The 11,848-nt window shown below is 71.5% G+C and carries 11 protein-coding genes; 4 read left to right on the top strand and 7 right to left on the bottom strand.

Annotated features, from left to right (window positions below; all coding sequences use genetic code 11):
• Nucleotides 1–3 precede the first annotated feature (3 nt).
• The 3 genes from ACWC94_RS26185 to ACWC94_RS26175 all read right to left on the bottom strand — a co-directional run bounded on the left by ACWC94_RS26185 (nt 4) and on the right by ACWC94_RS26175 (nt 3,206).
• On the bottom strand, nt 4–834 hold the full coding sequence (locus ACWC94_RS26185; protein WP_450799488.1) for a carbohydrate ABC transporter permease: 831 nt from the start codon (nt 832–834) through the stop codon (nt 4–6).
• A complete protein-coding gene (locus ACWC94_RS26180) occupies nt 831–1,826 on the bottom strand; it encodes a carbohydrate ABC transporter permease (protein ID WP_450799487.1) in 996 nt (331 codons plus the stop codon). The genes ACWC94_RS26185 and ACWC94_RS26180 overlap by 4 nt, the downstream gene beginning before the upstream one ends.
• 99 nt (nt 1,827–1,925) lie before the next feature.
• On the bottom strand, nt 1,926–3,206 hold the full coding sequence (locus ACWC94_RS26175; protein ID WP_450799486.1) for an extracellular solute-binding protein: 1,281 nt from the start codon (nt 3,204–3,206) through the stop codon (nt 1,926–1,928).
• A 293-nt stretch (nt 3,207–3,499) separates the two neighbouring features.
• Here ACWC94_RS26175 and ACWC94_RS26170 point away from each other — a divergent pair, with 293 nt between their 5' ends.
• Entirely contained in the window at nt 3,500–4,261 is a 762-nt protein-coding gene (locus ACWC94_RS26170) for a GntR family transcriptional regulator (RefSeq protein ID WP_450799485.1), read from the top strand.
• Nucleotides 4,262–4,391: 130 nt separating this feature from the next.
• On the opposite strand, the gene ACWC94_RS26165 is transcribed toward ACWC94_RS26170, so the two are convergent.
• The gene (locus ACWC94_RS26165) at nt 4,392–4,826 is read right to left on the bottom strand and encodes a DUF6299 family protein (RefSeq protein ID WP_450799484.1); all 435 of its coding nucleotides are present in this window, start codon (nt 4,824–4,826) and stop codon (nt 4,392–4,394) included.
• A gap of 233 nt (nt 4,827–5,059) precedes the next feature.
• Here ACWC94_RS26165 and ACWC94_RS26160 point away from each other — a divergent pair, with 233 nt between their 5' ends.
• Entirely contained in the window at nt 5,060–5,263 is a 204-nt protein-coding gene (locus ACWC94_RS26160; RefSeq protein WP_450799483.1) for a DUF5999 family protein, read from the top strand.
• A gap of 42 nt (nt 5,264–5,305) precedes the next feature.
• Here the strand turns inward: ACWC94_RS26160 and ACWC94_RS26155 are convergent, their stop codons facing one another.
• Together ACWC94_RS26155 and ACWC94_RS26150 are read right to left on the bottom strand one after the other, a co-directional pair.
• Nucleotides 5,306–5,704 carry a RidA family protein gene (locus tag ACWC94_RS26155; RefSeq protein ID WP_450799482.1) on the bottom strand — a complete coding sequence of 133 codons (399 nt, stop codon included), beginning with the start codon at nt 5,702–5,704 and terminating at the stop codon, nt 5,306–5,308.
• Nucleotides 5,701–6,834, bottom strand: coding sequence for an acyl-CoA dehydrogenase family protein (locus ACWC94_RS26150; RefSeq protein WP_450799481.1), 1,134 nt, complete (start codon nt 6,832–6,834; stop codon nt 5,701–5,703). Before ACWC94_RS26150 ends, ACWC94_RS26155 begins: the two co-directional genes overlap by 4 nt.
• A gap of 189 nt (nt 6,835–7,023) precedes the next feature.
• Here ACWC94_RS26150 and ACWC94_RS26145 point away from each other — a divergent pair, with 189 nt between their 5' ends.
• Together ACWC94_RS26145 and ACWC94_RS26140 are read left to right on the top strand one after the other, a co-directional pair.
• Complete coding sequence (locus ACWC94_RS26145; RefSeq protein WP_450799480.1) at nt 7,024–8,616, top strand: AMP-binding protein; 1,593 nt, start codon at nt 7,024–7,026, stop codon at nt 8,614–8,616.
• 15 nt (nt 8,617–8,631) lie between these two features.
• Complete coding sequence (locus ACWC94_RS26140; protein WP_450799479.1) at nt 8,632–9,444, top strand: PaaX family transcriptional regulator; 813 nt, start codon at nt 8,632–8,634, stop codon at nt 9,442–9,444.
• Between the two features lie 21 nt (nt 9,445–9,465).
• Here the strand turns inward: ACWC94_RS26140 and ACWC94_RS26135 are convergent, their stop codons facing one another.
• Nucleotides 9,466–11,847, bottom strand: coding sequence for a bifunctional salicylyl-CoA 5-hydroxylase/oxidoreductase (locus ACWC94_RS26135; protein ID WP_450799478.1), 2,382 nt, complete (start codon nt 11,845–11,847; stop codon nt 9,466–9,468).
• Between the last annotated feature and the right edge of the window lies 1 nt (nt 11,848).

The following is an 11,848-nucleotide window of genomic DNA, read 5'->3' as shown; positions in this document are numbered from 1 at the left end:
GGTTCATCCCTTCACGGCGCCGTCGGTCAGACCGCTGACAGCCTTGCGTTGCAGGAAGATGAAGAGGATCAGGATGGGCAGCGCGAACAGGGACGAGGCGGCCATCGTGGCGCCCCAGTCGTCGCCGAAGGCGGTCTGGAACTGCGACAGCCACAGCGGCAGCGTCTGCTTCTCGACGTCCTTGTTGAGGATCAGGACGAGCGGGAACTCGTTCCAGGCGGTGATGAACCCGAACAGCGAGGTCGCCATCAGTCCGGGTGCGAGCAGCGGGAGGATGACCCGGACGAACGCCTGGGCGCGGGTGCAGCCGTCGACCATGGCCGCCTCTTCCAGGTCCTTCGGTACGGCGGCCACATAGCCGCGCAGCGTCAGGATGGTCAGCGGGAGCACCATCATGGTGTAGAAGACGGTGAGCGGGACCAGGCTGTCCAGCATGTCGTTGTCGCGGACGATCATGTAGATAGCGATGATCATGACCTCCCAGGGGGCCATCTGCGCCAGCATGAACGTCACGATGAGCCCGCGCCGGCCCTTGAACCGCATCCGGGCGAGGGCGAAGGCCGCGACCAGGGCGATGACGAGCGAGAAGAGCACCGACAGGACCGTGACGGTGACGGAGTTGGCGACCAGGGTCCAGAAGTGGTCGGCGTCGATGGCCTTCTCGAAGTGGCCGAGGGTGACGTGCGTCGGGAACCACACCGGGTCGTCGGCGATGATGTCGCCGGTCGGTTTGAAGGCCGTCGCGAACATCCAGTAGACGGGGAACACGAAGCCGGCGAAGAGAACGGCGGCGGTCGCGTTGGGCCAGATACGGCCGAAGAGCGAGCGCTTCACAGCTCGTCCTCCTCTTGCTTGAGCACCATGCGCAGGTAGTACGAGGTGATGACGAGCAGGGCAAGGATGGTCAGGAAGGAGATCGCCGCGCCGACCCCGAAGTGCTGGTTGCCGACGCCCTCGACGTAGGCGTAGATCGGCAGGGTCTCGGTGAGGTGGTCCGGGCCGCCCGCGTTCATCGCGAAGAGCTGTGTGAACGACTTGAAGACCCAGATGACCTCCAGGAAGGTCGTGGCGTACAGGAACGGCCGCAGGAAGGGCAGGGTGACCGAGGTGAAACTCTGCCAGGCACCGGCGCCGTCCAGGGACGCGGCCTCGTACAGCTCCTTGGGGATCGTGGTGGTGGCGGCGTACAGGTTGATCGCCACGAACGGGACCGACTGCCACACGATCAGCAGGATGACCACGGAGAACGTGGAGAACTGGCTGCCCATCCAGTTGTAGTCGGCCATGGAGTGCCAGCCGAGCCTGTCCAGGACCCAGTTGACGACGCCGAAGCGCTGGGCGAACAGCCACTGGTAGACGGTGGTGGCGGCGACGTAGGGCATGGCCCAGGCCAGGACGAGGCCGATCATGAGGAGCAGCCGCATCCTCTTGCCGAGCCGGGCCAGCAGCAGGCCGATCAGGGTGCCGAGCCCCATGATGAGGACGACGTTGGCGGCCGTGAAGAAGACGGAGCGCTCGGCGACGTGCCAGAACTCCGGCTCGGACAGTACCTGCCGGTAGTTCTCGACGCCGTTCCACTCGGTGAGGTGCTGGATGAGCTGCCGCGGGTTGAGGTTCTGGAACGACAGCATGCCGTTCTTGACCAGGGGCCAGCCGAGCAGGACCACCGTGGCCAGCAGCGCGGGCAGCAGCAGGAGGTAGGGGGCGGCGCCGCGGTGGGCCGGGGACCGGGAGCCGCGGTCCCCACCCCCCGGCGGAGCGGGTGTCCGGGCCTTGCGGACAGCGGGCTGACCGGCCGTGTCCGTGCCTTCGGTCTGCACTGACATGAATTGCCATCTCTTCCGTGGCCGTACGAACTCCATGGCCGTGCGTGCGTACGGCGCGTGGAGCCGGGGGCGCCTGCCGCGGCGCCCCCGGCGGGGTCATCAGTTCTGCTGGGCCAGGCGCTTGTTGATCTCGGCCTCGACCTGTGCCGCGGCGTCCGCCGGGGACTTACCGTTCAGCACGGAGGTCATGTAGGACTTGATCGGGTTCGGGGTGTTCTCCACCGCGGCCCACTCCGGGATCAGCGGGGTGGTGCCACCGCCCGCGGCGGCGGGCGCGGCGGCCTCGGCGGCGGGGTTGCCCTTGACGTTGCCCGTCAGGGACGCCTTGTTCGGGACGATGCCGCTGAGCTTGGCGAGTTCGCCCTCGTACTGGTCGGACAGGGCGACCTTCAGGAACTCCTCGGCCAGGGACTGCTTCTTGCTGTTCTGGGCGACGGCGAAGTTGGAGCCGCCGAGGAAGACGCCCTCGGGCTTGTCGGCGCTCGCGCCGGGGATGGTGAAGTAGCCGAGGTCCTTCTCGATGGCCTTGTTGGCCTGGATCGCGGTCGCGGCCTCCCAGCCCATGCCGATGAACGCACCGGTCCTGCCCTTGGCGAAGACGGTGGCCTGCTGCGGGGTGGCCTCGTCCTTGTCCTTGGGGGCCTTGGAGTAGGAGGCGTACTTCTTGTAGATCTCCATGGCCGCGGTGACCTTCGGGTCGGCGAGGTTGGAGACGTACGTGTCGCCCTTCTTCTTCACCAGGTCGGCGCCCTGGCCGATGGTCAGGCCGTCGAAGAAGTACCAGTTCTGGCCGGGCAGGTAGAGCGGCTCGGCGTCGGTCTTCTTGCCGATGGTGTCCAGGTCCTTGAAGAACTCGTCCCGGGTCTTCGGGGTGTCCTTGATACCGGCCTTGGCCCAGATCTTCTTGTTGTAGATGACGACGCGGTTGGCGAAGTACCAGGGGGCGGCGTACTGCTTGCCCTCGTACACGGAGGACTGGGAGACCGACGGCGTCCAGTCGGCGCCGATCTCCTTCTTGAGGTCGCCGAGGTCGGCGAGACCGCCGGTGGCCGCGTAGGCGGGGGTCTGGGTGTTGCCGACCTCCAGGACGTCCGGCGGGTTGTCCTCGGAAAGGGCGGTGGTGATCTTCTGCTGGATCCCGTCCCACTTCTGGATCTCGAACTTCAGCTTCGCGCCGGTCTTCTTCTCGAACGCGGCCTGGACGTCCTTGGTCCACTGCGGCGGGGCGGAGCCGTCCATGGTCCAGACCGTCAGCGTCTGGCCCTTCCAGCTGTCCGGTCCCGCGTCCTTGCCGCTGTCCTTGCCGTCGTTTCCGCCACACGCCGCAACGGAGACCATCATGCCCGCGATCACGATCGCGGCAGCGAGCTTGCGCTTCACGCCACCCTCCTCAGGGATGCCACTAACCCCCCACGCCCTCGGCGGTGACCTGCGTACGACGCTGTTGCACGTAGGGCTCGGGACCTGGCCGCTAATGGTGTAGACCAGTACGGTGGAGCTTGGCCTAGACCTTTCGGGGTGTCAAGGGTGGTCCGGAAAGCCGATTCCGGCCGTTACGAGAACGTCACCGGAGTACATCCGTCCCCTTTTTTCGGGCCTGGCGAGCTGGACTAGACCAATAGGTGACGGGTCGCTATAACGGGAGGTCATTTCATTCAGCCGGGAAGGCAGGCATGACCACCGACGTCAGCAGCGCGCGCGTGCCGAAGTACTACCGGATCAAACAGCGACTGCTCGCCATGGCCGAGGAGTTGCAGCCCGGCTCGGCGATGCCGGCCGAGCGCCTGCTCGCCGTCCGGTTCGACACGTCCCGGACCACGGTCCGGCAGGCGCTCACCGAACTCGTGGGCGAGGGCCGTCTGGACCGGATCCAGGGGAAGGGGACCTTCGTCGCCCAGCCCAAGCTGTACCGCACGCTCCAGCTCACCTCGCACACCGAGGACATGCGCGCGCAGGGGCTGACGCCCGCCTCGCAGATGCTGGACATCGGGGAGGTGCCGGCGGACGACAGACTCTCCGGCCTGCTCGGCACCGGGATCGGCGAGCGGGTGCTGCGCATCGAGCGGCTGCGGCTGGCCGGCGGCGAGCCCATGGCGATCGAGACGACCCACCTGTCCGCGCGCCGGTTCCCCGGCCTGCGCGCGTCCCTGGCCACGCACCCGTCTCTGTACACGGCGCTCGCCGAGGTGTACGGCGTCCGTCTCGCGGAGGCCGACGAGACCATCGAGACCTCGCTGTCGACCCCGCGCGAGGCGCTGTTGCTCGCCACCGACGTGGGCCTGCCGATGCTGCTGCTGTCCCGCCACTCACGGGACGCGGAGGGCAGACCGGTGGAATGGGTGCGCTCGGTGTACCGGGGTTCCCGCTACAAGTTCGTGGCCGCCCTCCGCAGACCCCCGGCCCCACCGTCCGGTGCCTCCCGCAGCCCGGCCTGACCCGCAGGACGACCCCCGGCCGGGCAGCCGGGGCGCCCCCGCCCGGCACCGGCCCCCTCCTCCCCGCGGCCCGGCCCGGAGGGCCCCGTACCGGCCGCCGTGTGCCGGGCGGCGGCGTGCGGGGCCTTGGTCAGGACCGGGTCAGTGTCACGTCCTTCTCCTGGACGGCGTGGAAGGACGGCAGCAACAGGAGGAGGCCGCCGGAGCGCAGTTCCGTCACCGTGGCCTGGACGTGGGCCTTGCCGGCCTTGAGGGAGCCCGGCGAGACCTTGCCGGTGTTCTCCCACCGGTGCTCGGCGCCGTCGCACTCGGCGGTGCTGCCGCCGATGCCGTACACGACCTTGCGGCTCTTGTCGCCCTGGCTGATCGCGGAGCTGACGAAGGCGACACCCTTGGCCCCGGTGCACCGGTAGGTGCCGGAGAGGGTGACGGTGCCGTCCTCGGCGATGTGGCCGGTCTTGTCGACGGTCACCTTCTCGGACGTGTCGGCGGCGGCCGGGGCGACGGCGGCGCACAGCAGGGCCGCGGTGCCGAGTGCCGCGGCGAGGACGGGGCGTGCCGGCATGGGATACCTCCCGGTGTTCGTGGGCTCAGGGCTCCACTGGTACCGGGCGGCCGGGCCGCGAGGCGTGACCGTCACTCCTTCGGTGGCGCGTCATGGAACCGTCCGGGAGTTGTCCGCATGTTGTCACGCTTCACGGCGGGCGGTTCCGGTGCGTTCACGACGGGAGGATGGTCTGTGCATGCGGGCGGTGGCCGAACCCGCCGCCCACCCCACCGCCGTTGTGGAGGTGCGCCATGTGCTCCTGTCCGTCCTCCCTCCCCGGGTGCCCCGCGTCCCGCACCGACCCGCCGCACCCGGTGGCCGCCCGCCCCGAACAGGGCTGGACCCTGCTGTGCGACGGCTCCATCGTCTTCGACGACAGCGGAGAACTGCACCCCGACGGCAGCGTGGTCCCGCCCCGCCGGGTCCCGGCCGAGCGGCTCGCGGTGGCCGCGTGAACCGCTGACGGGGACCCCCGGCCCGTCCGGTCCGAGGGCCCCCTACGGCAGTACGGCGAACCCGTCCAGCTCCACCAGCGCCTGCTCGTCCCACAGCCGTACGACCTGCACGACGGCCATCGCGGGATAGTCCCGGCCCGCCGACTCCCTCCAGATCCGGCCCAGTTGCCGGGCGTGGGCGCGGTAGGCGGCCACGTCCGTGGCGTAGACGGTGACGCGGGCGAGGTCGGCGGGGGTGCCGCCGGCGGCCCGCAGGGCGGTGAGGAGGTTGGTCAGGGCCCGCTCGAACTGCTCGGGGAGCGTCCCGCCGGTGATCTTTCCTTCGGAGTCGAGGGCGGTCTGGCCGGCGAGGAACACCACGCGGGAGCCGGTCGCGACGACGGCGTGCGAGAAGCCCGTGGCCGGGGACAGTCCGGGCGGGTTGACGCGCTCGGCCGTCACCGGGTCTCCTCCTGCGCCGCGGCGTACAACTCCCTGGCGATGATGCCCCGTTGGACCTCACTCGCGCCCTCGTAGATGCGCGGGGCGCGCACCTCGCGGTAGAGGCGTTCGAGGAGGTGGCCGCGGCGCAGGGCGCGGGCTCCGTGCAACTGGACGGCCGTGTCGACCACGTACTGCGCGGTCTCGGTGGCGAGCAGTTTGGCCATCGCGGCGCGCCTCGGAACATCGGCGGCGCCCTCGTCGTACGCGGTCGCCGCCGCGTACACCATCAGCCGGGCCGCCTCGGTGCGCAGTGCCATCTCGGCGACCTGGTGGGAGACCGCCTGCAGATCCTTCAGCGTCCCCTGGAAGGCGTGCCGTTGCCGGGTGTGCGCGAGGGTCGCGTCCAGGGCCGCCTGGGCCATGCCGACCGCGAAGGCGCCGACACTGGGCCGGAAGAGGTTGAGGGTGCCCATGGCGACGGCGAACCCGCGGTCGGCCTCGCCGAGCACGTCGTCGGCGCCGACGGGCACCGCGTCGAAGTCGAGGGCGCCGATGGGGTGCGGCGAGAGCATCTCCAGCGCGCCGCCGGTGAGTCCGGGCCGGTCGGCCGGGACGAGGAACGCGGTCACACCGCGCGCTCCGGCGCCGGGTGTGGTGCGGGCGAAGACGGTGTAGAAGTCGGCTTCGGGGGCGTTGGAGATCCAGCACTTGGCGCCCGTGAGCCGCCAGCCGGTGCCGCGGTCGGGCTCGGCCGCCAGGGACAGCGCGGCGGCGTCCGAACCGGCCCCCGGCTCGCTCAGCGCGAAGGCGGCGACCGCGCTGCCGTCGGCGACCCGGGGCAGCCAGCGCGCGCGCTGGGCGGGGCTGCCGTGGGCGTGCACCGGATGGGCGCCGAGGCCCTGCAGGGCGAGGGCGGTCTCGGCCTCGGTGCAGGCCTGGGCGAGGGACTCGCGCATCAGGCACAGGTCAAGCGCGCCGGACGTGAACAGGCGCCCCAGGAGCCCGAGTCGGCCGAGTTCCGCGAGGAGCGGCCGGTTGACGTGTTCCGGTTCGCCCTTGTCGGCGAGCGGGCGCAGCCGTTCGGCGGCCAGCGTGCGCAGTTCGGCACACCAGGCGATCTGCTCCGGTTCGAGCGAGAATGCGGGCACGTGGGGTCCTCCCTCCGGGGGCGGGCCGCCAGGACCGTACCCCGTCTCCCTTTCCTCTCACCGCGACGTTATCGCGCAAGGTTGACTGCCGTCACCAACACGATACGCTCGGATCGCGAGCCCACCAGGACGCCGGTGCCCACCACGACGCCCGTCTCGACGCCAGCCACGGCAAGGGGGCGAACCGCCATGCATCGCTCGGCCCACGTCGACACCTTCGCGCGCGACCATCTGCCGCCGCCGGACGAGTGGCCCGAACTGCGGTTCGACCTGCCGGAGCTGCACTACCCCGATCGGCTGAACTGCGCCGCCGCGCTCCTGGAGCACGCCGACGCGGCCCGCCCGGTCTTCCACACCCCGGACGGCCCCAGCTGGACGTACGGCGAACTGCGTCGGCACGTCGACCGGATCGCGCACGTGCTCACCGGCGACCTGGGCGTGGTGCCCGGCAACCGGGTCCTGCTGCGCGGCCCCACCACGCCCTGGCTCGCCGCCTGCTGGCTCGCCGTGCTGAAGGCGGGCGCGATAGCGGTCACCGTGCTGGCCCAGCAGCGCCCGCACGAGCTGGCCACCCTGTGCGACATCGCCCTGGTGCGGCACGCGCTGTGCGACATCCGGTCGGTGGACGACCTGGCCAAGGCCGACATACCCGGGCTGAGGATCACGACGTACGGCGGTGACGGCCCCGACGACCTCCTCAACCGCCCGGGGCCCGGCACGCCGTACCCGGCGGTCGACACCGCGGCCGACGACGTCGCCCTGATCGCGTTCACCTCGGGCACCACCGGCCGCCCCAAGGGGTGCATGCACTTCCACCGGGACGTGCTGGCCATCGCGGACACCTTCTCGCGGCACGTGCTGCGCCCCCGGGCGGACGACGTCTTCACCGGCAGTCCCCCGCTCGGCTTCACCTTCGGCCTGGGCGGGCTGGTCGTCTTCCCGATGCGGGCCGGGGCCAGTGCCCTGCTCCTGGAGGAGGCGGGCCCGCGCCGGCTGCTGCCCGCGATCGCCGAGCACCGCGTCTCGGTCCTCTTCACCGCCCCGACCGCCTACCGCGCCATGCTGGAGCTGCTGGACGGGTACGACCTGACCTCGCTGCGGCGCTGTGTGTCGGCCGGTGAGAACCTTCCCGCGGCCACCTGGCGGGCCTGGCACGAGCGCACCGGCCTGCGCGTCATCAACGGCATCGGCGCGACCGAGCTGCTGCACATCTTCGTCTCCGCCGCGGACGCGCACATCCGGCCGGGCACCACGGGCGTTCCGGTGCCGGGCTGGCAGGCGCGGGTGCAGGACGCGCAAGGCACCGCGGTGCCCGACGGCGAGCCCGGCCTGCTCGCCGTGCGCGGCCCGGTCGGCTGCCGCTACCTCGCCGACCCACGGCAACGGGAGTACGTGCGCGGGGGCTGGAACGTCACCGGTGACACCTACGTCCGGGAACCCGACGGCTACTTCCGTTATGTGGCCCGCGCCGACGACATGATCATCTCCGCCGGGTACAACATCGCCGGACCGGAGGTGGAGGACGCGCTGCTGCGGCACCCCGACGTGGTGGAGACGGCGGTCGTGGGCCGGCCCGACGAGGCCCGCGGACAGGTGGTGGTGGCGTACACGGTGCTGCGCGACGGGGCCGCGCGCGACCCGGAGGCCCTGCGCGCCTTCCTCAAGTCCGAGCTGGCACCCTACAAGTGCCCACGCCACTTCGTCTTTCTGGACGCCCTGCCCCGCACGGCCACCGGAAAGCTCCAGCGGTTCCGGCTGCGCACCGAAGGTGACCGGCAGTGATGCCGACGACCTAAAATGATCAACGTGTCCGAGCAGCACGCCCCCAGGTCCCTCATCGTCACGCTCTACGGCGCGTACGGCCGTTTCATGCCCGGCCCGGTGCCCGTCGCCGAGCTGATCCGGCTCCTGGCCGCGGTCGGCGTGGACGCGCCCTCCGTCCGCTCCTCGGTGTCCCGGCTCAAACGGCGCGGCCTGCTGCTGCCGGCCCGCACGGAAGCGGGCGCGGCCGGTTACGAGCTCTCCCCGGAAGCGCGCCAGTTGCTGGAGGACGGCGACCGGCGCATCTACGCGACCACACCGGTCGAGGACGCGGGCTGGGTGCTCGCGGTGTTCTCGGTGCCCGAGTCGGAGCGGCAGAAGCGGCATGTGCTGCGCTCCCGGCTGGCGGGCCTCGGCTTCGGCACGGCGGCCCCCGGGGTGTGGATCGCCCCGGCCCGGTTGTACGAGGAGACCCGGCACACCCTGCGCCGGCTGCGGCTGGATCCGTACGTGGACTTCTTCCGCGGCGAGCACCTGGGCTTCGCCCCCACGGCCGAGGCGGTGGCCCGCTGGTGGGACCTGGCCGCGATCGCCAAGGAGCACGAGCGTTTCCTGGACGCGCACGCCCCGGTCCTGCACGCCTGGGAACGCCGGCCGGACACCCCGCCCGAGGAGGCCTACCGCGACTACCTCCTCGCCCTGGACTCCTGGCGCCACCTCCCCTACACCGACCCCGGCCTGCCCACCCGGCTGCTGCCCACGGGCTGGCCGGGCGTGCGCTCGGCGGAGGTCTTCCGGGCACTGCACACCCGCCTGCGGGACGCGGGGGCCGGGTTCGCGGGGGTGTGAACGGCCCCCGCCCCCGGGTCGTCAGGTCAGCGACAGCCGCGGTTTCGGGGCGTCCGTGCGGCCGGTCTGGGGGCGTCTGCTGCCGGCGCGGTAGGGCGCGGGCCAGCCGGCGCCGGGACCGTCGTAGCCCTGCTCGGCCGCCGCGTGCAGGGTCCAGTGCGGGTCGTACAGGTGCGGACGGCCCAGCGCGCACAGGTCCGCACGCCCGGCCAGGATGAGGGAGTTGACGTCGTCCCAGGACGAGATCGCGCCGACCGCGATGACCGGGACCCCTGCCGAGTTCCGGATCCGGTCGGCGAACGGCGTCTGGTACGACCGCCCGAACTCCGGCCGCTCCTCGGCCACCACCTGCCCGGTGGACACGTCGATCGCGTCGGCGCCGTGCGCGGCGAAGGCGCGGGCGATCTCCACGGCGTCCTCGGCCGTGGTGCCGCCCTCGGCCCAGTCCGTGGCCGAGATGCGGACCGTCATGGGCCGCTCCGCCGGCCATACCGCGCGTACGGCGTCGAAGACCTCCAGCGGGAACCTCAGCCGCCGCTCCGGTGAGCCGCCGTAGGCGTCGGTGCGGTGGTTGGTGAGCGGGGAGAGGAAGCCGGAGAGCAGATAACCGTGGGCGCAGTGCAGTTCCAGCAGGTCGAAGCCGGCGCGGGCGGCCCGCCACGCGGCGGCGGTGAACTGCTCGCGGATGTCGGTCAGTTGGGCCCGCGAGAGCTGCCTGGGGGTCTGGCTGTCCGGCTTGTACGGCAGCGGGGAGGCGGCGACGAGCGGCCAGTTGCCGCGCGGCAGCTGCTCGTCCATGCCCTCCCACATCACCTTCGTGGAGCCCTTGCGGCCGGAGTGGCCCAGCTGGACGCCGATCGCGGAGCCGGGTGCCTGGGTGTGCACGAAGTCGGTGACGCGCCGCCATGCCTCGGCCTGCCGGCCGGTGTAGAGGCCGGTGCAGCCCGGCGTGATCCGGCCTTCCTCGCTGACGCACACCATCTCGGTCATGACGAGGCCGGCCCCGCCGAGGGCGCGGGCGCCGAGGTGGACGAGGTGGAAGTCGCCGGGGACGCCGTCGGTGGCGGAGTACATGTCCATCGGTGACACGACGACCCGGTTGCGCAGGGTCAGACCGCGCAGCCGGAACGGGGTGAACATCGGGGGTGTCCCCGGCGGACAGCCGAACTCGCGCTCGACGGCCTCGGTGAAGCGGGCGTCGCGCAGCCGGAGGTTGTCGTGGGTGACGCGGCGGCTGCGGGTGAGCAGGTTGAAGGCGAACTGGCGGGGCGGCCGGCCGAGGTACAGGTCCAGGTTCTCGAACCACTCCAGGCTCGCCCGGGCGGCCCGCTGGGTGGAGGCGACGACGGGTTTGCGCTCCTGCTCGTACGCCGCCAGGGCCCGCGGTACATCGGGGTGTTCCTCCAGGCAGGCGGCCAGGGCCAGGGCGTCCTCCACGGCGAGCTTGGTGCCGGAGCCGATCGAGAAGTGCGCGGTGTGCGCGGCGTCGCCGAGGAGGACGACGTTGGCGTGGGACCAACGGTCGTTGACCACCGTACGGAAGGTGGTCCAGGCCGAGTTGTTGGAGTGCAGGGGGCGGCCGCGGAGCGCGTCCGTGAAGATCTTGGCGCAGCGCTCGATGGATTCGCGTGGGGGGACTTCGTCGAATCCCGCCGCCTTCCAGACCTCCTCGCGCATCTCGATGATCACGGTGGAGGCGTCGGCCGCGTAGGGGTAGCCGTGCAGCTGCATCACGCCGTGTTCGGTCTCGGCGATCTCGAACCGGAAGGCGTCGAAGGGGAAGTCGGCGGCGAGCCAGATGTAGCGGCAGCGGTGTGTCGTCACCTGAGGGGCGAAGACGTCGGCGTGGGTCTCGCGGGTGGCGCTGTTGACTCCGTCGGCGGCGATCACGAGGTCGTACTCGGCGCGGAGGACGTCCGCGGGCGGGGCCTCGGTGGAGAACCTCAGGTCCACGCCGAGGGAGCGGCAGCGCTCGTGCAGGATCCGCAGCAGGCGGCGCCTGCCGAGGGCGGCGAATCCATGACCGCCGGAGGGGTGCGTGACACCCCGGTGGACGATGTCGATGTCGTCCCAGCGGACGAAGTGCCGTCGCAGCGCCTCGTAGACGTCGGGGTCGGCGTGTTCGATGCCGCCGAGGGTCTCGTCGGAGAGGACGACTCCAAATCCGAAGGTCTGGTCCGGGGCGTTGCGTTCCCAGACCGTTATGTCGCGGGTGGGGTCGAGGCGTTTCAGCAGTGCCGCCGCGTACAGTCCGCCCGGGCCCCCGCCGGTGATCGCCACCCGAAGGGGGTGGCCGGGCATCTCCGGCGGCTGCGGGTGCGTCGTGGTTTCCCGCGCCCCGCGGCGCAGCCGCATGTCGGTACCGCCCCGCGCCCCTGCGGCAGATGCGCCTGACGTCGGCATC

The sequence above is a fragment of the Streptomyces sp. NPDC001135 genome (assembly GCF_053598395.1).
Note: the sequence above shows the minus strand (reverse complement) of the source record. Positions and strands in the feature narration are given on the sequence as shown.

Bases quoted from the DNA above. Each gene is read 5' to 3' on its own strand.
- ACWC94_RS26180 (WP_450799487.1), bottom strand. From the start codon at position 1,826: ATGTCAGTGCAGACCGAAGGCACGGACACGGCCGGTCAGCCCGCTGTC.
- ACWC94_RS26170 (WP_450799485.1), top strand. From the start codon at position 3,500: ATGACCACCGACGTCAGCAGCGCGCGCGTGCCGAAGTACTACCGGATC.
- ACWC94_RS26165 (WP_450799484.1), bottom strand. From the start codon at position 4,826: ATGCCGGCACGCCCCGTCCTCGCCGCGGCACTCGGCACCGCGGCCCTG.
- ACWC94_RS26160 (WP_450799483.1), top strand. From the start codon at position 5,060: ATGTGCTCCTGTCCGTCCTCCCTCCCCGGGTGCCCCGCGTCCCGCACC.
- ACWC94_RS26145 (WP_450799480.1), top strand. From the start codon at position 7,024: ATGCATCGCTCGGCCCACGTCGACACCTTCGCGCGCGACCATCTGCCG.
- ACWC94_RS26140 (WP_450799479.1), top strand. From the start codon at position 8,632: ATGATCAACGTGTCCGAGCAGCACGCCCCCAGGTCCCTCATCGTCACG.
- ACWC94_RS26135 (WP_450799478.1), bottom strand. From the start codon at position 11,847: ATGCCGACGTCAGGCGCATCTGCCGCAGGGGCGCGGGGCGGTACCGAC.